At 57.8% G+C, this 19067-nt stretch carries 20 protein-coding genes and 1 pseudogene; 12 read left to right on the top strand and 9 right to left on the bottom strand.

What is annotated here, in order from left to right; all coding sequences use genetic code 11:
- Nucleotides 1–320: 320 nt before the first annotated feature.
- Nucleotides 321–1253 (bottom strand): LysR family transcriptional regulator, encoded by a 933-nt coding sequence (locus QLQ16_RS15610; protein WP_108311096.1) that lies wholly within the window; start codon nucleotides 1251–1253, stop codon nucleotides 321–323.
- Between the two features lie 207 nt (nucleotides 1254–1460).
- Between QLQ16_RS15610 and QLQ16_RS15615 the strand changes: the two genes are divergently transcribed.
- Nucleotides 1461–1943: a DUF4148 domain-containing protein gene (locus tag QLQ16_RS15615; RefSeq protein WP_108311825.1), complete on the top strand. Its 483-nt coding sequence runs from the start codon at nucleotides 1461–1463 to the stop codon at nucleotides 1941–1943.
- A gap of 121 nt (nucleotides 1944–2064) precedes the next feature.
- On the opposite strand, the gene guaD is transcribed toward QLQ16_RS15615, so the two are convergent.
- On the bottom strand, nucleotides 2065–3459 hold the full coding sequence (gene guaD, locus QLQ16_RS15620) for a guanine deaminase (protein ID WP_283225585.1): 1395 nt from the start codon (nucleotides 3457–3459) through the stop codon (nucleotides 2065–2067).
- A gap of 122 nt (nucleotides 3460–3581) precedes the next feature.
- Between guaD and QLQ16_RS15625 the strand changes: the two genes are divergently transcribed.
- Complete coding sequence (locus QLQ16_RS15625) at nucleotides 3582–3812, top strand: type 2 periplasmic-binding domain-containing protein (RefSeq protein ID WP_090142674.1); 231 nt, start codon at nucleotides 3582–3584, stop codon at nucleotides 3810–3812.
- A 425-nt stretch (nucleotides 3813–4237) separates the two neighbouring features.
- Here QLQ16_RS15625 and QLQ16_RS15630 read toward each other — a convergent pair whose 3' ends face one another.
- The gene (locus QLQ16_RS15630) at nucleotides 4238–4873 is read right to left on the bottom strand and encodes a TetR/AcrR family transcriptional regulator (RefSeq protein WP_090142673.1); all 636 of its coding nucleotides are present in this window, start codon (nucleotides 4871–4873) and stop codon (nucleotides 4238–4240) included.
- A gap of 93 nt (nucleotides 4874–4966) precedes the next feature.
- Between QLQ16_RS15630 and QLQ16_RS15635 the strand changes: the two genes are divergently transcribed.
- From QLQ16_RS15635 to QLQ16_RS15650, 4 genes are read left to right on the top strand one after another with little or no spacing between them, the layout of a single operon-like run.
- Nucleotides 4967–6385 (top strand): TolC family protein, encoded by a 1419-nt coding sequence (locus QLQ16_RS15635; protein ID WP_090142683.1) that lies wholly within the window; start codon nucleotides 4967–4969, stop codon nucleotides 6383–6385.
- 1 nt (nucleotide 6386) lies between these two features.
- On the top strand, nucleotides 6387–7355 hold the full coding sequence (locus QLQ16_RS15640; protein ID WP_283225586.1) for an HlyD family secretion protein: 969 nt from the start codon (nucleotides 6387–6389) through the stop codon (nucleotides 7353–7355).
- A gap of 7 nt (nucleotides 7356–7362) precedes the next feature.
- Nucleotides 7363–8535: an ABC transporter permease gene (locus QLQ16_RS15645; protein WP_090142671.1), complete on the top strand. Its 1173-nt coding sequence runs from the start codon at nucleotides 7363–7365 to the stop codon at nucleotides 8533–8535.
- Between the two features lies 1 nt (nucleotide 8536).
- On the top strand, nucleotides 8537–9676 hold the full coding sequence (locus QLQ16_RS15650; RefSeq protein ID WP_090142670.1) for an ABC transporter permease: 1140 nt from the start codon (nucleotides 8537–8539) through the stop codon (nucleotides 9674–9676).
- Nucleotides 9677–9742: 66 nt separating this feature from the next.
- On the opposite strand, the gene QLQ16_RS15655 is transcribed toward QLQ16_RS15650, so the two are convergent.
- From QLQ16_RS15655 to QLQ16_RS15675, 5 genes are all read right to left on the bottom strand, one after another.
- Nucleotides 9743–9865, bottom strand: coding sequence for a hypothetical protein (locus tag QLQ16_RS15655; RefSeq protein WP_276308838.1), 123 nt, complete (start codon nucleotides 9863–9865; stop codon nucleotides 9743–9745).
- A gap of 498 nt (nucleotides 9866–10363) precedes the next feature.
- On the bottom strand, nucleotides 10364–10720 hold the full coding sequence (locus QLQ16_RS15660; protein ID WP_283225587.1) for a hypothetical protein: 357 nt from the start codon (nucleotides 10718–10720) through the stop codon (nucleotides 10364–10366).
- A gap of 328 nt (nucleotides 10721–11048) precedes the next feature.
- Entirely contained in the window at nucleotides 11049–11441 is a 393-nt protein-coding gene (locus QLQ16_RS15665) for a LacI family transcriptional regulator (RefSeq protein WP_199222332.1), read from the bottom strand.
- Nucleotides 11442–11455: 14 nt separating this feature from the next.
- A complete protein-coding gene (locus tag QLQ16_RS15670) occupies nucleotides 11456–12877 on the bottom strand; it encodes a heavy metal sensor histidine kinase (protein ID WP_108326985.1) in 1422 nt (473 codons plus the stop codon).
- Nucleotides 12878–13561 carry a heavy metal response regulator transcription factor gene (locus QLQ16_RS15675; protein WP_090142681.1) on the bottom strand — a complete coding sequence of 228 codons (684 nt, stop codon included), beginning with the start codon at nucleotides 13559–13561 and terminating at the stop codon, nucleotides 12878–12880.
- Nucleotides 13562–13771: 210 nt separating this feature from the next.
- Between QLQ16_RS15675 and QLQ16_RS15680 the strand changes: the two genes are divergently transcribed.
- From QLQ16_RS15680 to QLQ16_RS15705, 6 genes are read left to right on the top strand one after another with little or no spacing between them, the layout of a single operon-like run.
- Nucleotides 13772–14038, top strand: a complete 267-nt coding sequence (locus QLQ16_RS15680) for a hypothetical protein (RefSeq protein WP_228768226.1) — start codon at nucleotides 13772–13774, stop codon at nucleotides 14036–14038.
- Entirely contained in the window at nucleotides 14035–15468 is a 1434-nt protein-coding gene (locus tag QLQ16_RS15685) for a TolC family protein (protein WP_108326984.1), read from the top strand. The genes QLQ16_RS15680 and QLQ16_RS15685 overlap by 4 nt, the downstream gene beginning before the upstream one ends.
- A gap of 15 nt (nucleotides 15469–15483) precedes the next feature.
- Nucleotides 15484–16896, top strand: a complete 1413-nt coding sequence (locus QLQ16_RS15690; RefSeq protein ID WP_089958022.1) for a multicopper oxidase family protein — start codon at nucleotides 15484–15486, stop codon at nucleotides 16894–16896.
- A 22-nt stretch (nucleotides 16897–16918) separates the two neighbouring features.
- Nucleotides 16919–17413: a cupredoxin domain-containing protein gene (locus tag QLQ16_RS15695; protein ID WP_108326983.1), complete on the top strand. Its 495-nt coding sequence runs from the start codon at nucleotides 16919–16921 to the stop codon at nucleotides 17411–17413.
- Between the two features lie 26 nt (nucleotides 17414–17439).
- Entirely contained in the window at nucleotides 17440–17922 is a 483-nt protein-coding gene (locus QLQ16_RS15700) for a DUF411 domain-containing protein (protein WP_089957688.1), read from the top strand.
- A gap of 7 nt (nucleotides 17923–17929) precedes the next feature.
- On the top strand, nucleotides 17930–18274 hold the full coding sequence (locus QLQ16_RS15705) for a copper-binding protein (protein WP_090142667.1): 345 nt from the start codon (nucleotides 17930–17932) through the stop codon (nucleotides 18272–18274).
- A gap of 412 nt (nucleotides 18275–18686) precedes the next feature.
- Here QLQ16_RS15705 and QLQ16_RS15710 read toward each other — a convergent pair.
- A pseudogene (locus QLQ16_RS15710) lies at nucleotides 18687–18944 on the bottom strand (FCD domain-containing protein); the annotation flags it as partial.
- Nucleotides 18945–19067: the final 123 nt, after the last annotated feature.

The following is a 19067-nucleotide window of genomic DNA, read 5'->3' on the forward strand; positions in this document are numbered from 1 at the left end:
TCGCGCAGCAGCAAAGGATTCAAACCAATGCCGCTGCAAATCTCAACCCTCAAGTTTTGGATTAACCTTGAACCCTTGGACTACTTCCAATTGATTGGTACGGCCAGAGGGGGCAGGTCAGGCGGCCTGCAGGCGCTGCTGAAATTGCGCAATGCCCCGGCGCACGGCTTCGCGCTGGGACTGGTTGGGGTCGACGATGGGGTGTTCCTTGCCTTCGGTCATGCCTTATTGTCGGTCAGTTGCAGGCGAGTTTTTGAGCGACAACATCGCGCCTTTGTGCGGTCAGTTGTCGGCTGGAGTCCAACCGAGAGGGCGCAGCTTCAGCAAGTGGCGCAAGCCTGCAAAGCCTTGGCCGTCTGCAAACGTGTCTCCTCGATCAGAAAGTCCAGAAAAACGCGGGTGCGTTGCGGCATGAATTTGCGTGTGGGCACGGCCGCGTACATGCTCAGCCGACCCGTGATCCACGGTGCCAGCACGCGCACCAGCTCACCGCGTGTCAGATACGGTGCCACCATGTCCATTGCCACCGAGGTGATGCCCGCGCCATCGAGCGCCGCGCGCAACAGGCTGTCGGTGTGGTTGACCAGCAGCACCGGCTGGATGTCGATCTCGATGGGCTGCGTTGGGTTGTCGGGGCACCACATTTGCCACATGCGAGGCCGCATGTGGGGCATTTTCAGGCGCAGGCAATCGTGCTGCATCAGGTCCTGTGGTTGCTGCGGCGCGCCGCGTTGGCGCAGGTACTCGGGCGAGGCCACCAAAATGGCTTCGGACTCCAGCACTTTGCGCGCAATCACATCGCCGTTAAAGCTCTCATCGGTGCCCAGCAAGGTGATGTCGAAGTCCTCAATCGGTGGCTCCCGCAAGGTTTCCACCTCCAGCTCGATCAGGATTTTGGGATAACGCCTGCGAAACTCCGCCAGCAAAGGCGCAACCACATAAGTCGCCAGCACCGGTGGCGCATGCAGTCGCAGCAGGCCCGCCAGCTCGGTGGTCTGCGCACTGACCACCGCATCGGCTTCGTCAATGTCCTGCAGGATGCTGCGCACACGGCCCAGGTACTGCTGGCCCGCTTCGGTCAGCGACAGGCGGCGGGTCGAGCGCTGCAGCAAGCGCGTGCCCAGGTGGTCTTCCAGATCGGCCACCAGGCGCGTGACCACCGGCGCTGACATGTCCAGCGCACGGGCAGCGGCGGCAAATCCCCCCTCATTCACCACGCGCTCAAACACGCGCATCGACAACAAACGGTCCATGAAGCACTCCAAAACGGGATTTCAAGCCCTTGATTGTTTCTAATTTAGAAATAACTCAATGTGTTTTTGATTGTTTTTCTATTGATTCGGAAATTTTACAGTTCAACCCATCGATGCAGCGCTTTCAACCAACGCTTCACCGATCAGGTCAAAGCCCCGTCAATCCGACAGGCAGACCGTTTTTCAAACTTTCAAGGAAACCTGATCATGAACCGCTCTTATTTCTCCGCCATCACCCTCGCTGTTGCTGCCTTGGCTGCTGGAAACGCCATGGCTGCCGACGCATCTGCAGCCAAAACCCGTGAGCAAGTCAAAGCTGAACTGGCCGAAGCCATTCGCACGGGCGACTTTGTCGTCAACAGTGAAACCCATCAAAAAGCCAATGAATTGAACCCAGGCCTGTACCCCGCCAAGTCGGCCGCTCAGGGCAAGACCCGCGAACAGGTGAAAGCTGAACTGGCCGAAGCCCTGCGCACCGGCGACTTCGTCGTCAACGGTGAAACCCATCAAAAAGCCAATGAAGTGAACCCTGGCCTGTACCCCGCCAAGTCTGCTGCTCAGGGCAAGACCCGCGAGCAAGTGAAGGCCGAGTTGGTCGAAGCCCTCCGCACCGGCAACATCATGGCGGATGGTGAAACTGGCCTGAAGTTGAACCAGTTGTACCCACAGCGTTACAACCGCAACATCTGATGAGTCACCACACGGCCAGCCTGTCCATCGGGGTGATGGCTCCGGGCATGGCCTGAGCATGGCCCTATCCGGCCCATTTTCAGCGGCGTCGATGACGCCGCTTTTTTTGCGCCATGTGCACTCAATGGTTTTGAGCCATGTCGCTGTGGCTGAGTTGTCCTTGAACCACCGTGTGCGCAATCAAGCGCTCATCGCCCAGCACGATCATGGCGAACAGCCATTCGGCCAGAGTCTCGGTTTGTGCGGTGCGCCGGGCCAGCAGGGGCGTGGCTTTCGGGTTGAGCACCACGAAGTCGGCTTCGCAGCCGGGCAGCAGGTTGCCCACTTTGCCGTCCAGGTCCAGCGCGGCGGCGGCACCTGCCGTGTGTTGCCACCACAGGTGTTCGGGCGCGAGGCTGATGCCAGGATGCCCCACACTTTGCCTTGCGACGGTGTAGGCCGCGTGCATGGTGTGGAAAGGGCTGAAGCTGGTGCCGCCGCCCACATCGCTGGCCAGGCCATAGCGCAAGCTAGCCGCGTCCGAGGCGGTGTAGTCAAAAAAGCCGCTGCCCAGAAACAGGTTGCTGGTGGGACTCACGGCGGCGGTGGCACCCACTTCGGCCATGCGGCAACGGTCGGCTTCATCGAGGTAGATGCAGTGCGCATAAACCGAGCGTTGCCGCAGCAGGCCTGCGCGCTCGTACACGTCCAGATAACTGCGCGCTTCGGGGAACAGTTCTTTCACCCAGCGGATTTCGTCGAGGTTTTCCGCCACGTGCGACTGGATCCACACATCGGGAAACTGCTGCGCGATCTCGCCTGCGCCATGCAGCTGCTCAGGGCTGCTGGTGGGCGCAAAGCGCGGCGTGGTGGCATAGCCCAGGCGGTCCACGCCGTGCCAGCGGCGGATCAGGTCTTCGGTCTGGCGCAGGCTCAAGGCCGTGTCGGAGTCGCGCAGGCCGTCAGGGCTGTGGCGGTCTTGCAGCACCTTGCCGGTGACCATGCGCAGGCGCCGTTGTTGTGCCTCGGCCATGAACACATCGACCGACTCGGGGTGAGCTGTGGCGAAGCACAGCGCGGTGGTCACGCCGTGGCGCATCAGTTCGTCCATGAAAAATGCGGTCACTTCGTGTGCATAGGCCTGGAACGCCTCACCCAGTTCAAAGGACAACGGCACAAACCCCGCCCCTCGGGCGTTGTGGTCTTGCTCTAGGCGCCACTGCTGGGCAAAGCGGTACACCGGCCCACGGCTGCCGCCGTAGCCCATGGCGCGCAAGGCCTCGAACATGGCCTTGATGCCGCGGCGCTCGCGCTTATTGCGGTGCTGGTCGGCCTTGAGCCAGCGGGCCAGGGTCTCTTCAAAAGGCCCCAGGACGCTCACCACCTTCACCCGCTTCGGATACTTCGGCTCCCGCATCTCGGGCTCAGATAACCACTTGCTGGCCGTGTTGCGCGAGATCCCCAGCCGCCGGCTGGCCTCCCGCACCGATACGCCATCCCTCAGCACGAGGCGGCGCAATTTTCTCAATGTGCTCACGTTGATCACTCCTGACCACCTTGCTGAAAAATTCAGCAGCGTAGCCGTCAACGTGGCTCAGTTTTCAGTGTGATTCTCCCCAAATTTGGCCCAGTTTTCGTTGTGATTCAACACTCAGAGCCGTGATCGACGGGGCAGGCATCATGTCCTTGTCGATGGAGATCGCAGCGCCTTACCTCACGCAAGGCACCTTGAAGCGGGTGCTCTCGCCCTGGATCACTGGGCGGGTCAGCTTGTATGCGGCGCTGCCAAGCCGCAAGTTCATTCCCGACCGGACACGGATATTTTTGGAATATTTAATCGAGCAGACACGGCTTCAGACCGAAACGGCCTTGCAGGCATGCGCCACTTGAAGTGCTGGTTCCATCCCGTGAGGCCCACAGTGCGAAACGGAGCGAGTTCACAGGAAGTTGTCAGGCGCTGTGAGGTGGCTGGCAGTTGCAACCGAGCTCGAATAGACCTGTCGTGATGTTTCCGAATGCCCGCTCCAGATCCATGAGCGCCGAAACGGCGGTTACAGGCTGTGACCACCGACCACTGTGAGCGGTCTGGGCCCTGCGGTCAGATCACAAGCATGAGTCTGCGTGCTCACCCATCCCTCACCATGCGTATGGCAGCGCTCGAATGTGCAATGAGCGCCAAGGCTGGGCCGGACATGCACGGCGAAGCCCGGAGCATCGAAAGGATCAATCGAGGGGGGTACTCGATTTCCGCACCAAACTTGCGGCTCTCGGCGTAGACCAAAGTTGCGAACTGCTTGGGCGTCGCTGGGATCAGGTCACCGCCTTGCTCGTACAGTGCCTCGGGGCTTACTCCCTCTTGGCGCACCCTCATGGGTGAATATTTGGATTGTGTTTTTCATGAACGCGGCAGCATTTCCGCTTAGCTGGGGCAACAAGGCAATCTGGTCTTGCTCAATATGCTGCAACACCATCTCATTGACCCCCCCAATCAGACTGGTGGAAAGCCATTGCGGGATCTGGTTTTCGCGCTGATAGGCAGCGGCTTCCAGGAGCACAGCAGCTATTTTTTCCATGGCGATGCGTCTGGCACTCAGGCCTGCGGCGCCGAGCGCTAGGATTTCCACAAACAAGGTACGTAGCAGCACAGGATTGGCGGCCAACGTTTCCAGATAGATCTGGATGGTCCGATCGATCTGGGAACTCCAGTCACCCTGTGGGTCGATGCTTGCACGTAATGTGGCCTCAATCCTCTGCGCAGAGTGATTGAACAACGCAATCAGACATTCGCTCTTATCTTTGAAAAATTGGTAAAAGGTTCTTTTGGACACGTTCGCTTCGCGCACGATGTCTGATGTCGTGAGCTCCGCATACCCACAAGCCGTGACCGCCCGCGCCATCCCCTCCAGCAACCGGGTGCGATGCTCGTCGTCGGGAATTTGGGGGCGACTCATCGCGCAAGTATCTCACATTAGGTACTTGACAGTACCAATAATCCGATTAGAATTTCGATTATGGTACCGATTGGTACCGACAAAGAGAATGCCATGTTGAATCAACCAAATCGATTGCGCACCAAACTGTCACTGTGTGCCTTGATAACTGCGGCGGCCTGCGTTCCCGCGCTGACACGGGCTGAAGCGCTCAGCTTCGAAGAGGCCGCACGGCGCCTCCAAGCCAATTCTGATCGTCTGGCAATGACTCGCTTGTCGGTCGAGAGCGCGCAGTTGAAGGAGCAGGCTACCCGCTACCTGGGCGGCCCCGTGGTGTCCGTAGGCGCCGCCTCCTACAGGTTCCAAGGCGCGGTGCAGGGGGTCGATCTGTCACCGCTGACGCACACCATCGGTTCGTCCATTGCTGCTCTACCCCCTACCTTGGCTGCAGGCCTGTCACGCCTGCCGCAACTGCCGAACAGTGTCGACCTGAGCACTCAGCGCAGCGGCAACACCTCTTCTGTCTCGGCTGTATTGCCCCTTTACACCGGCGGCGCCACCACCGCCATCAAGCAGGCCTTAGAAGCCAAGACCGAAGAGGCCCGGGCGGACGGACGCCAGGCGCAGCAAGAGGTGTTTACGGAATTCGCGCAGCGTTATTTCGGAGCCCAGTTGGCTGAGCGCGCGGCCGGGTTGCGCGAGGCGGCCTTTCGAGCCGTCCAGGAGCATGACGCCGCGACGCAGCGAATGCTTGAAGCGGGCCTTGTCGCACAGGTCGAGCGACTCCAGGCCCGCGCTGCGATGGAGGAAGCCAAGCGGAACGCCCAAAAGGCTCGGGATGACGCTGAGTTGGCGTCTACCGCGTTGGCCAGAACCATCCGCAACGGTGAACGGGTTCAAGCCATGAGCCCTCTTTTCGTGATCAGTTCACCCATTGAGCCGCTTGGCTACTTCATCGACGCTGCTCTGGAACGACACCCAGGATTGGGCAAGGTGGCCGCCAAGCGGCATGAGGCCGAGCAGATTCATGCCCTGGAAGAGTCCCACAAGAAGCCCACGATATTTGCCTTCGGGCAACGCCAGCTCCGCTCCTCGGACCAAGCCAACTGGGTCGTGGGCGTGGGAGTCAGCTGGCGTCTGTGGGGGGGGGTGGACCGCTCCTTGATGAGCGAAGCATCGCATCGGCTCATCGAGATGGCGGACAGCCAGGACAAGCAGGCCCGAAATGACATCGCGCTGCTGGTCGAGAAACGGTGGATGGCCGTTGACCAGACCAGGCGTCAATTCCTGTCCCTGGCCCCAAGTCTGGAATTGGCCGATGCAGTCCTCCAACTCAAGACCAAGGGCCAGAAGGCGGGGACGAACTCCACATTAGAACTGATCGACGCAGAGGTGAACCTGGCTAAAACCAAGACCGAGCAGGCACAGTCGGCTTATGACTATGTTAAGGCCCTCGCCGATCTCCTGGAAGTGGCCGGTCTGTCCGATCAATTCACCAGCTACATGGCCCGTGCCGATCTGAAAGCGCAATGAGATGAATAAGAAACTACCCGTCACACTGGTCACTATCGGCGCAGTGGCAGTTCTCGGCCTGGGCCTGTGGAAGGCCCAGCAGCCTGGCGCGGAGGCCTTCCAGGGACAGATGGAGGTGCAGGAAGTCGATGTCGCTTCCAAGGTCAGCGCCCGCATCGCAGACATCCTCGTCAAGGAGGGGGATGTCATCACGGTGGGCTCACCGCTCATTCGCCTGGACAGTCCCGAGGTGACCGCCAAATTGGCGCAGGCCACGGCAGCCCAGGAGGCTGCCCAGGCCACGGCGGCCAAGGTGCAAAAGGGTGGCCGGCCCCAGGAGGTGGAAATCGCCCGCCTGAACTGGCAGCGCGCCCAGGCCGCGGCGGATCTATCACAAGCATCGTTCAAGCGGATTGAGGGACTGGCCCGGGACGGCTTGATCGCCGCACAAAAGCGCGACGAGGCTGAGGCTAATTTCAAGGCAGCCCGCGATCAGGCCTTGGCCGCGCAGGCCCAGTATGAGATGGCGCGCGACGGGGCACGTTCCGAAGACAAGCAAGCTGCCGCCGCCCAGGCACGTCAATTGGCTGGCGTCGTGGCTGAAGTTCAGGCGGCCAAGGCCGAGACGGAGCTCAAGAGCCCGGTGGCCGGTGAAGTGGTCAAGGTCCTGGGGCGTGTGGGCGAGATCTCGCCCCAAGGAGTGCCTGTGGTCACGGTCGCCAACATGGCAGATCAGTGGGTGGTGCTCAACGTGCGCGAAGACAAGCTCGATAAGTTTGGCGTCGGCAAGGAATTCGATGGCACCTTGCCCGCCTTGAAAGGCCGCAAGGTTCGCTTCAAGGTGTACCGGGCAGCAGTGATGCCCGATTTCGCCACCTGGCGTGCCACGCGCTCCGATCAGGGCTTTGACATCAAAACCTTCGAGGTCCGGGCCCGCCCGTCCCAAGTGATCGAGGGGGTTCGCCCAGGCATGTCCGTTCTGGTCGATTGAATTGACCATGCACCACTTCTTCGACAGCGCCAGGCGGGAAGCCCGTCGCCTAGGCCAAAGCCCCTGGGACCTGGCGATGGTGACGTGGGTGCCTTTGCTGGCCGTGGTGCTGGTCGTGTGGATGTTCTCCAGCGCCATCCCGAGGAACCTGCCAGTCGGCGTGGTAGATGAAGACCACTCCGGGCTGTCGCGGCAACTGGTGCGCATGCTCGACGCCTCGCCTGGCATTCAGGTTGTCGACGAATTCGACAGCGAATCCTCGGCCCAAAACGCTCTCAGGAGCGTGCGGGTATACGCGATGGTCAACATTCCCCGGGACTTCGAGCGAGACATCAAGCGCGGGGTCAAGACCGAAGTCACCCTGCGCCATAACGCCCAGTTTGCCACGCACTCGAGCCTGCTGCAGCGGGATGTGCGCACGGTGGTGGGGACCTTGGCTGCCGGTATCGAAGTGTCGGCTCGAACCAAGCGAGGTGAATCCCCCCAACAGGCCAAGACCAGCTTTAATCCGATCCAGACTCAATCGATTGTGCTGTTCAACGGGTCCGGTAACTACGAAAAGTACCTGACTGCTGCCGTGATCCCGGCCATCCTGCACATTCTGGCAATGACGGCTGGTGCCTGGGCGGTAGGTCGAGAGTTGAGGGACAAGACGCTAGGACAGTGGCTGGGACACGAGGGAGGGCGGTCCGTCGCGGTCGCCCTGCTGGGCAAGCTGGCGATTCCCTGGATGACGCTTACGGGGATCGGTACCGGAGCGCTTTGGTTCATCACGGCCGGGCGTGGCTGGGACATCCCCGGGCATCTTGCCTGGATCTGCCTCGCCCTGGCTTTGCTCATGGCACTGTCTCTGGCCGCGGGTGCTGCGGTGGCCGCACTGACCAAGTCTTTGCGGACCGCGTTGTCCGTGACTGGACTTCTAACCGCCCCGGCCTTCGCATTCAGTGGCATGAGCTTCCCACTGAGTGCAATGCCTGACAGCGCTCGCCTATGGGCGACTTCCATGCCGTTCACCCACTACATCCGGCTGCAGACGGAGCAATTGCTGATGGGCTTGCCGGCCCGCGCGAGTGCTGCGACTCCTGTGGCATTCCTGCTGGCCACTCTGGGTTTGCTCGCACTGGCCGCGTGGGGCTTGGTCCAGGCTCGCAACAAGCCATCGACATGGGGAGCTCGTTGACATGACCCTCCACCACTCAAGAACCCTGAGGACGGGGTTCGTCGCAACGCTGCGCGATGTTGTGCGAGACAAGGGCGTATTGATGCTGCTTTTTGCAGCGCCCTTGTTCTATGCTTTCTTCTACCCTTGGTTCTTCGGTCCGGAGGTCGTGACCCGAGTGCCGGTGGCGGTCATCGACCAGGATCACTCGGCTCTGTCACGGACGATCCAACGCCTAGCACTTGCCAACCCACGGATCGAGGTCAAAGCCGTAGCGTCTGATGAGCGCGCCGCGCAGGCCGCCATGAGTCGCGGCGAGATTGAAGGCTACCTGCTTCTCCCAGACACCCTGAAGGCAAACGTCGCCAGGGGGATGCCAGCTTTGGTGACGATCGTGTCGAACGGCGCCTACCCCATCATCAGCAAGGCGGTGCAGTACGGGTTAGCGGAAGCCGTAGGTGCAGCATCGGCGGGTATTGAAATCCGACAGCGAGAGGCAAAGGGTCAAAGTCCTCGTCAGGCCAGTGAGACTCGTACGCCGGTGGATTTTCAAGCCATTGCCTTGTTCAACGCCACAGAGGGTTACGGCAGCTTCATCGTTCCTGCCGTCGCCCTGCTGATCATGCATCAGACCCTTCTGATGGGAGTGGGGATGTTGGTGGCGACCTGGGTCGAGCAACGTGCAGTTCAAGCAAGTCCTATGGTCTGGATTGGACGCTGGCTGGCATTTCTCGTGCCGGGATTGGTGTCTGGGCTGTTTTATTTTGGATGGATTTTTTGGCTCTATGGCTACCCGCGCGCAGGAAACGTTGCTGGATCCCTAGTCTTCTTGGTCCTGTACTTGTCCGCCATCGTCACGCTGGGCTCATTGGTGGGCCTGTGGTGCCGAGATCGCGAACGGGTCCTCCAAGTGATTCTTTTCTCCACGCTGCCTTTGGTATTTCTTGCAGGATTTTCATGGCCGTCAGAGGCATTGCCTACCGCGTTGCAATACCTGCGTTGGTTGATTCCCACAACGGCGGGAGTCCAGGCAGCGTTGCGTCTGAATCAGATGGGTGCCCCCCTGCAAAGCGTGATGCCGTACCTCGGTTGTCTTTTTGTATTGACCTTGCTGGCCGGAAGCTTGGTATTGAAGTTCGAGGGAAAGTCGCCGCGTGCTTGAGGAGGTGGCGGCTGCCTGCGCATTGAGCGAGGCTGGCGTTGAAGATGCCTCATCGTTCAGGTGGGGTCAAACGTTGACTTCAGATGCGAGGCGGTCATTGGCGAATGGCAAAGGAATTTTCGCTTTTCCCAGTTCGCCGTCTTCTGGATGCAACGGCTCAAATGACCGTAACCAACCTGAAACAGCCATGCTGGCGTTTACTCTGAGCGGATGATCCCTTCAATTGCAGCACTTACTGCAAGGCTCGGAAAATCCGTGGGAGCCACGATACAGCCTTTGTACGGTAGTTAAGTTCGAATGTCCAACCCTGTCAAAAAAGATGTATCCGAACCTAAGCAGGTTGACGTGACGGAGTTCCTAGAGTTCGTACTGTTCAGTGACAGAGAATTCGGCATGATCGAAGCCCCAAAGGGGGAAGTGAATACCGCTCACTAGATCTGTCCCAAATCGAATGCCGCTCGCGGGAACATCGAAGGCTCGTTGACCCTGGCCTGAAGGGGAAGCCTGCATGAAGGATGAACATGCCCCCGAATTTGCGGGTTCGAATCCCCGGCGCCATCAAAAAACGATGCATCCGGACCTGAGCAGGTTGGTGGGGCTAGAATTTCTGCTCCGCCAAGATTCATTCGAACTGATTCCAAGTCGTTCGAACAAATTCCAATCCGTTCGGGGCCTTCCAAAGCCCTCCTAGAACACCTTCCGGACCAGGCTGGCTTCCTCGTAGGCCTCAATGTCCTTGAGTCGGTACAGGACCTTCCCCACGATCTTCAAGTACGGCTGCCCCTCGCCGACGGTGCGCCAGCGCTGAAGCCGCGCGACGGAACACACCCAGCGATCGGCGAGCATTTTCTCGGTCAGGAGTTCTCGGCTGGGTTCGGCCGGGGTCGCTGGAGCCTGGATGAGGGGCTCCGGCTTGGTCTCTCGTGCTGCTGTTCTGACGATGCCGCAGGTCAGTACGTCCAGCACGTCTCGGGTGCCTTCCAGCCGTGGTGTCGCAGCAGAGGGGTGGCCATGTGCCTCGGTGCTTGTATGGGGTGATTTCATACAAGTTCATACCGGTTGGCCTGACGCTTTTTCTCAGCGTGGTGAGGCGGCTTTCGGCCAAAAGCGGACGATGCTGTTGTTGTATCAATCTGTGATTTAGGCTGGTTGTAGTCACTCGCGGTAAGTGGACGTCATAGTTGCGGCGATTACTACCGGTCATTTAAGCGGGAGGAGCTACGAGGACCGTTGTAATTGAAATACCGGTCACTCGACATGCCGCGTATGCGATCCGTGCTTATGCGAACATGATCGGGCGGTCTGGTGCTGGCTTTACAGACACCCCGCTGTCTTGGAGTCAGTCGCCATCACTATCTTTTACAGTCCCGTCTCACCAAATCCGTAACCGCTGCTCCTCCCACAGCGCAGGCGGGTCCACCGCAAGATCAAACAGCGTCAGGTGATCCGGCAGCGTATCCTCCAAAATCGCCTCGACGATGTCCGGTGCCAGCGTAGTCAAATTCACCATCCGGCTGACGTAGCTGTTGTCGACTCCCTCCAGCGCTACAATTTCAGTCAGGTTTTTCAACTTGCCGTACTCCAGCATTGCCAACCACCGGTGGCCCCTGGCCAGCGCCAGTTCCAGCGGTGTGGCCGCCACGTCCCACGGCCGCAGCAGTTTCCCCGGTCGCCTTGATTGCTCATTGGGCAGTCTCATTTGTTTGCGCCCGCTGCGGCGGTTGTTATGAATCGGTACAGCGCGATCCGGCCCTCTCTTGTTCACGCAAAAGGCGTTATTCAGGGCCGACTAAGTAGTTCAGTCGCTTGCCTCATCCTTGCTTGAAGCTCTGGAAAAACAAGCCTGAATCGAGTCCACTCCTGGTCTGAAGTAACCGAGATCGCCCCGCCATGGGCCTCGACGATGGCTTTGGTAATCGACAGCCCCAAGCCTGCCCCGTCAGAAGCTGGGTGCCTGCGTGCTGAGTCTGCGCGATAGAAGCGCTCGAAGACTCTCTGCTGGACATCCAATGGAATCTCCTTGCCCGTGTTTTTGACAGTGACTTCAATTCCACGCGACGAACTTTCGATTCTGACGCCCACGACACCGCCGACTGGTGCATGCCTGAGCGCATTGGATAGGAGGTTGCTCAAGGCACGTCTGAACATCAAACGATCGCCATAGATTCGCCCATCACCTTCCACGCTCATCAAGATGCGTTTTTCGTCCGCAACGGCTTCATAAAATTCAACGAGTTCGCGAGCTCCTTGTGCTGCCGAGAAGGACTCCTTATGGGGCAGGTCTACCCCCCGCTCTGTCTTGGCGAGGAATAGCATGTCTGATACCACCCGAGCCAAACGCTGCAATTCCTCTGCGTTGGACGCCAGCGTATCTTGGTATGTCTTAAGGTCGCGTTGGGTGGACAGCGTCACCTGTGTTTGGGTGAGGAGATTGCTGATGGGTGTGCGAAGTTCATGTGCCAAATCCGCCGCAAAATCAGCAAGCTGTTTGAAGTCGTTCTGCAGGCGACCCAACATCTCATTGAGTTCCCTTGCCAAATCTGCCATTTCAATCGGGACGGCATCCTCGGGCATGCGCTCTTGCAACTGTTGGCCTGTCACTGCAGCGGCGCGACGTTTCATTGCGCGCAGCGGAGACATGCCTTGATGAGCCGCGAACCAAGCCAAGAATCCGCTTAGAAGAATGGCCAGCACAGCATAGATCGCAATGCTGCGCCGGAGCTCCCTCATGAATTCTTGGTGGTGCTGCGTATCGACGGCGAGTGATATTTGGAGCGGCCCGGCCATTCCCTGAACCATGCCAGCAGTAAAGCTCATCTCATGGAACTCGCGACCGCCACTCCTCCAAGACTGAAGCCCGTGGCCGTCGTCATTCGTGATGAATGATGCTTGCGTAGTCGGGCCGCTGTATCCGTTGGTCTGGTACAACTTTTCACCCTGCGGTCCTTTGACCAGAGCGTAAAGGCTGTGGTGATGGCTCAATGCTTCGTTCAGGCGACTGCGAGCTTCTTCATGGGATCGAGAACTGGCCAGAATGCCCTCGATCAGGTGCTTTTTATCATCCAAGGCGGCGCTATCGAGGTCGACGAAGTGCCTATCAGCCTCTACCATGAAAAGAAGCGCCAAGCCCAGGATGACCGAACTGGCCAGCGCTATAAAAAAGATGGTGAGGCGGGATGTCAGTGACAGCCTGCGAAACATCTAGCGACCCTCCGGCGCTTCGAGCACGTAGCCCATGCCGCGTACAGTTTGGATCAGCTTGAACTGGTGATCATCATCGATCTTGACGCGCAGACGCCTCATGGCCACCTCGATGACGTTAGTGTCGCTGTCGAAGTTCATGTCCCAAACCTGAGAGGCGATCAGCGACCTGGGCAGGACTTCTCCCTGCCTACGCATCAGCAGTTCCAGCAATCCAAACTCCTTGGCGGTAAGATTAAGGCGCTTGCCGTCTCGGGTGACGCGGCGGCGTAGCAGATCAAGTTGGAGGTCTGCCACCTGCAAGGTCGTGGATTCGGTGCCACTACGACCGCGGCGCACAATGGTGCGAACTCGGGCCAAGAGCTCGGCAAAGGAAAACGGCTTGACGAGGTAATCGTCGGCGCCTAATTCAAGCCCCTTCACGCGATCTTCCACCTGATCGCGGGCGGTGAGAAACATGGCTGGCACTTGTAGGCCTTCATGACGTATCGCCTGCAGGACCTCCCAACCGCTCATGCCCGGCATCATCACATCCAGGATCGCGAGATCGTAGTTACCGCCAAGAGCTAGGTGAAGGCCGTCGGGCCCATTTCTGGCCAAGTCCACAACGAAACCGGCCTCGATCAGTCCCTGGCGCAGATATGCCCCGGTCTTAGGCTCATCTTCCACAATCAAAATTTTCATTGGCAACTGACCCTCTTTGGCAGACCTGAGTATGACGACTTCCATTTATTGCGATGGCGAGATGACAAATATGTAATCTTTTCGACATCGTGCTGACGACTTGGTATTTTAATAATTCCCCCTGTCTATGTTACCGATCACATTGAGGAAACCATGCTCGTCAGACGTTCACTATTATTCGCACAGACATGTCTCGCCCTGAGTTGTGCCATGTTAGCTGGTGTAGCCGCGGCCCAAGCCAACAAAGAGCCCGTGAAAAATCTTTCGGTGGTGGAAGTTGAGTACAAGTCTGCACTTAGTGACTTCCGCCCCTACAACGACCAGGCCATTCAGTCCTGGGTCAAAGCCAACGACTTGGTAGGTCGTATTGGAGGCTGGCGCAGCTATGCCAAGGAGGTCGCGACAGGTGAGGCCCTAAAGGATGCCTCTGAAGTGCCTGATACGCAATCTAGTCATCATGGGGGAGTCAAGCCATGAAGCGCATCCCAAGCACCTCGCTAGGGAAACTGGCGCTATCCGCGATCGCCTTGGCCACGCTTGCCGGTTGCGCCACTGTTAGCCTCGAACAAAACGTTGCCCGGGTGAACGAGGAGGCCAAGAGTTTTGCCGAAGGGCAGATTTCTCTCGCGCGGACTGCCGATGAGCGCGAACAGCGTGCGCAGGCGGCCCAGAAGCTGCTTCAAAACATTCTGGGTCAGCGCGAGGCGGTCCAGCTGGCGCTCGTCAACAGCCCATCGCTCCAGGCGCTGCTGGCTCAAGGTTGGGCGGAGTCCGCAGATGCGGCACAGGTGGGCAGAATTGCAAACCCGGTCTTCTCCCTGGAACGCATGGTGGCCGGTGATGCGCTGGAGTTAAACCGTACGCTTTCCTTTGGTCTGCTCGATATTCTGACCCTCCCTAGTCGCCAGGGAATCGCCAACCGTCGCATCGAAGTGGCCCATCTGCGACTGTCGAGTGATGTGGTCGACCAGGTCACCCGCGTGCGCCAGGCATGGGTCCGCGCCGTGGCTGCCCAACAGACGCTTCAGTATGCCAAGCAGGTGTATGAAAGCGCTGCAGCGAGTGCCGAACTGGCTCGCAGGATGCAGGCCATAGGCAACTTCAATCGCCTCACACGGGCTCGTGAGCAGGCCTTCTATGCGGACGCAGGGACCCGATTGGCAACAGCAACTCACCAAGTAACTGCTGCCCGCGAAGAGTTCGTACGCGTACTCGGTCTGGATGCCCAACAGGCCCAGATGCTCAAACTGCCGGACCGCTTGCCTGAACTACCCAAACAGGCGCTCGATCCGCAGGGCGTTGCGACGTTTGCTACGCGTAACCGCCTCGACATCCGTCTTGCCCAAAGCACACTGGATGCTTCCGCCAGAGCCCAGGGTTTGAACATGGTCACCAGCATCACCGACATTGAACTGAGGGCCATGCGCAACACCAGCACGAACAGCGTGGCGGGTGAGCGCAGCGTAGCGCGAGGGTATGAAATCGCGGTACGCCTGCCCATCTTTGATTGGGGGGGCATGCAGCGCGATGCCATGAACGCACGCACCTTGGCCGCAGCCAATCAGCTTGAGGCGACCGTCCGCTCGGCGGGTTCAAGCTTGCGAGAAAGCTACTCATCCTATCGCACGGCTTATGACATTGCACGGCACAACCGGGACGAGGTGATACCGCTTCGTAAGGTGATCTCAGAAGAGAACCAACTGCGCTACAACGGAATGATCATCGGCATCTTCGAGTTGCTGGCGGACTCACGTGATCAGGTCTCTACGGTCATGGCTGCGATCGGAGCCGAGCAGCAGTTTTGGCTAGCGGATGCCGCGCTACAAGCCTCACTGGTCGGGCGACCGATGAACACTCCGCTGGCAGCCATGCCCAGTGCGCCAGCCGGTGGCGCTGCGCCTCATTGAATGAAAGATACAACGATGACTTCCAGAAGAGACTTTTTTAAGTACGCCGGGATTGCTGGTGGTGCCGTGGCCGCCAGCGCGGTCAGCCGCGTGGCGATGGCCGCTCTGCCTGAGCCTGTAATACAGACCAGCCCTAACACCATGGCGCCGCTTGTCCCCAACAGCGGACGCGCCTACAACCCGGTGGTGACGCTGAATGGATGGACTTTGCCATGGCGCATGAATCAAGGCGTCAAGGAATTTCACCTGGTCGCCGAACCAGTAGTGCGGGAAATGGCCCCTGGCTTTAAAGCCCATCTCTGGGGCTACAACGGCCAGAGCCCGGGGCCCACGATTGAAGTGGTCGAGGGCGATCGCGTACGGATCTTCGTGACCAACAAGCTGCCAGAGCATACCTCCATTCACTGGCACGGGCAGCGCCTGCCCAACGGCATGGACGGTGTGGCCGGACTGAACCAGCCGGCTATTCCCTCCGGCAAGACGTTTGTTTACGAGTTCGTCGCGCGCCGGCCTGGCACCTTCATGTACCACCCGCATGCTGATGAGATGACACAGATGGCCATGGGCATGATGGGCTTTTGGGTGACCCATCCTAAGGTCAAGAATGATCTGATTGATGAGGTCCAGCGAGACTTCTGCTTCCTACTCAACGCCTATGACATCGATCCGGGCAGCTACACCCCCAAGATCATGACAATGCTGGACTTCAACCTGTGGAGCTGGAATAGCCGGATATTTCCAGGCATTGACAGCCTCAATGTTCGCCTGAACGACAAGGTGCGTATTCGCATTGGCAATCTGACGATGACGAACCACCCCATACATTTGCACGGCCATGAGTTCCTCGTCACTGGTACGGACGGTGGCCCGACACCCAAGAGCACCCGCTGGCATGAAGTGACGACCGATGTGGCCGTCGGTCAGATGCGACAGATCGAGTTTCTGGCAGATGAGGAAGGGGACTGGGCCTTCCACTGTCACAAAAGCCATCACACCATGAACGCCATGGGTCATAACGTTCCGACATTGATTGGTGTGGATCACCGTGGCATCGCCAAGAAGATCAATAACCTGATTCCAGACTACATGGTCATGGGTGAGCGTGGTATGGCCGACATGACTGAGATGGAAATGCCCATCCCTGACAACACCGCTGCGATGATGACTGGCCAAGGCCCCTTCGGATCGGTCGAAATGGGTGGCATGTTCAGCGTTCTGAAGGTCCGCCGTAATCAAAAGCCGGGGGACTACAAGGACCCGGGTTGGTACAAGCATCCCGAAGGCACGGTAGCCCATGAGTACACCGGGCCGTTGACTGAACCAGCGCGCTTCAAGGCGGAGGGTGGGCAGTCCATGCCTCGCGCCCAGATGCCCGCCAAAACGACCGAAGTCAAGGTGCGCAAGCCCTCATCACATAGCAATCACTGAATTTTTTTTCCGGAGTTAACGAATGAAATCCAAGTACATCACTTCTCGCCAAATCTTTGTTTTGGTTGCTCTGACCCTGTCAGCGTCGGCTTTTGCGGCTGGAAAGCACGCCGGTGGGCATGGCCATGCTGACGAGGAAACCGCAATTGGCAAACCAGGTGTTGCCTCCAAGGTAACGCAGACCATCAATGTCGATATGACGGATAACATGCGTTACACACCCTCATCTATTCAGGTCAAGCAAGGAGAGACGGTCCGCTTTGTTGTCAAGAATCAAGGAAAGGTCAAGCACGAATTGAGTCTGGGCACCCAGAAGGAATTGCTCGAGCATCTGGAGCAGATGAAAAAATTCCCAGATATGGAACATGACGAACCTGGCAAAGTGACACTATCTCCAGGACAGCAAGGCGAAATTGTTTGGCAATTCACGAAGACTGGAACCGTAAATTTTGCCTGCTTGATGCCAGGCCACTACGAAGCTGGGATGAAGGGCGCGATCAAGGTTGGCAAGAAGTAATTTCATTACAGGAAAGGGCTGCTGAAATGACTGACAAAAACAGTTCAAAAAATTCAACGAGGCGGTTGCTATTGTTGGGAATAGCTTCAATGTGCTCGTCCTCAATTGCTATTGCAGCCAGCCCAAACGCTATAGCTATACAAGTCTGGAAAGACCCTAACTGTGGCTGTTGCAAAGACTGGATTATTCATTTAGAAAAGAATAATTTTTCTTTGAAAGTAAACGATCAAGGTAATAACGCAGCGCGGGCTCGACTGGGTATGCCTCAAAAGTTCGCTTCATGTCATACAGCTCTGGTCGGTGGATATGTGATTGAGGGGCATGTGCCAGCCGAAGACATTCAACGTTTACTCAAAGAAAAACCACAAGCGTTAGGTCTTGCCGTTCCGGGGATGCCTATCGGATCTCCTGGAATGGACGGTCCTGTCTACGGCGCAAGGCGTGACGCGTATCAAGTCTTGCTAATCCAAAAAGACGGATCATCAAAAGTTTTTAACTCTTACTCATGAGGAAAATATGAAAAATATTCAAACCAAAATTGCAACTTTACTATTGACCATTGGTGCGGCTCTTCCCTTAAGCAGTTTTTCCCAAGCTGTCATGGATCACAGCAAGATGAACATGTCTCAAATGACGCCGTCTTTAACCGACGGAGAGGTCAAGAAAATTGATCTCGAAACTGGCAAGGTCACGATCAAACACGGCGAAATCAAACATATGGATATGCCGGGAATGACAATGGTATTTACTGCTAAAGATAAGAGTTTATTGACCAGCATCAAGCCAGGCGAAAAAATTAAGTTTATGGTGATCAATGAAGGTGGCAAGATGATCGTCACTGACATCCAGCTAGTTCAGTAAGAAAACGTCGCTGCATCGAAAATGTGCAGGGCTCCCTGTTCATTGGGCGTCATAGCCTGTTGTGCAAATTGGCCCATGCATCAATGGATCCTATCCGTCAGCACTGGATAGGATGTGTGGTAGCGGTCATTGGCCTATGACCGAACTGACCGGCTGCCGGGCCTGATGGTTAAAGATCGACCGACCGCTACTGGCAGAAAGCCCACAAATGACTGCGGGACACGACCGGCAGCAACCGCTACAAACAAGTCAACGTCTTAAAAGATGTGACCGGCTGCAATGGGTCGGGTAGAGACGGTCAAGGACGGACGACTTAGTTCGGCCAGAAGCGGTCGGTCATTGACATTCCCGATAACGGTCATTCACTGCCCGTAAGACTCCTAAGCAGGCTTATTCCATCAGATGTCAAAAGTCAGTTATGCCTGAATTGGTCTCGCTGTCGCATGAAGCGGTGGTAAGACATACGCAGATGCAATTGCATGACCTGACGAGCCAATTCACCATCACGCGCTTGTGCAGCGACAGTTAGGTTCTGGTGATGGTGCAGGCTTTGCTCCAGGTCACTAGGAGTTGATAGGTAAAACGATCGCACGATGATAGGCATGTCGATCATCGTTTCAAGGATGGTTCTCAATCGAGGAGAGCCTGAAGCGTCCAGCAATGCTCTGTGGCCCTGATGGCCACCCAAATTCCCCCACTTATGGCCACCTCAAACTCCCCCACCTGAATTGATCGGGGACAGGGTCTCAACGCCGACACCGTCGGCACCTGTGGGCAGGACGCATGTTCCGGC

The sequence above is a fragment of the Limnohabitans lacus genome (assembly GCF_030053395.1).
Taxonomy (GTDB): Bacteria; Pseudomonadota; Gammaproteobacteria; order Burkholderiales; family Burkholderiaceae_C; genus Limnohabitans_A; species Limnohabitans_A lacus.

Coding starts and splice junctions, on each gene's coding strand:
- QLQ16_RS15690 (WP_089958022.1), top strand. CDS start 15,484: ATGACTTCCAGAAGAGACTTTTTTAAGTACGCCGGGATTGCTGGTGGT.
- QLQ16_RS15700 (WP_089957688.1), top strand. CDS start 17,440: ATGACTGACAAAAACAGTTCAAAAAATTCAACGAGGCGGTTGCTATTG.
- QLQ16_RS15650 (WP_090142670.1), top strand. CDS start 8,537: ATGACCCTCCACCACTCAAGAACCCTGAGGACGGGGTTCGTCGCAACG.
- QLQ16_RS15615 (WP_108311825.1), top strand. CDS start 1,461: ATGAACCGCTCTTATTTCTCCGCCATCACCCTCGCTGTTGCTGCCTTG.
- QLQ16_RS15685 (WP_108326984.1), top strand. CDS start 14,035: ATGAAGCGCATCCCAAGCACCTCGCTAGGGAAACTGGCGCTATCCGCG.
- QLQ16_RS15670 (WP_108326985.1), bottom strand. CDS start 12,877: ATGTTTCGCAGGCTGTCACTGACATCCCGCCTCACCATCTTTTTTATA.
- QLQ16_RS15660 (WP_283225587.1), bottom strand. CDS start 10,720: ATGAAATCACCCCATACAAGCACCGAGGCACATGGCCACCCCTCTGCT.
- QLQ16_RS15635 (WP_090142683.1), top strand. CDS start 4,967: ATGTTGAATCAACCAAATCGATTGCGCACCAAACTGTCACTGTGTGCC.
- QLQ16_RS15655 (WP_276308838.1), bottom strand. CDS start 9,865: ATGGCTGTTTCAGGTTGGTTACGGTCATTTGAGCCGTTGCATCCAGAA.
- QLQ16_RS15695 (WP_108326983.1), top strand. CDS start 16,919: ATGAAATCCAAGTACATCACTTCTCGCCAAATCTTTGTTTTGGTTGCT.
- QLQ16_RS15680 (WP_228768226.1), top strand. CDS start 13,772: ATGTTAGCTGGTGTAGCCGCGGCCCAAGCCAACAAAGAGCCCGTGAAA.
- QLQ16_RS15640 (WP_283225586.1), top strand. CDS start 6,387: ATGAATAAGAAACTACCCGTCACACTGGTCACTATCGGCGCAGTGGCA.
- QLQ16_RS15675 (WP_090142681.1), bottom strand. CDS start 13,561: ATGAAAATTTTGATTGTGGAAGATGAGCCTAAGACCGGGGCATATCTG.
- QLQ16_RS15610 (WP_108311096.1), bottom strand. CDS start 1,253: ATGGACCGTTTGTTGTCGATGCGCGTGTTTGAGCGCGTGGTGAATGAG.
- QLQ16_RS15630 (WP_090142673.1), bottom strand. CDS start 4,873: ATGAGTCGCCCCCAAATTCCCGACGACGAGCATCGCACCCGGTTGCTG.
- QLQ16_RS15645 (WP_090142671.1), top strand. CDS start 7,363: ATGCACCACTTCTTCGACAGCGCCAGGCGGGAAGCCCGTCGCCTAGGC.
- QLQ16_RS15705 (WP_090142667.1), top strand. CDS start 17,930: ATGAAAAATATTCAAACCAAAATTGCAACTTTACTATTGACCATTGGT.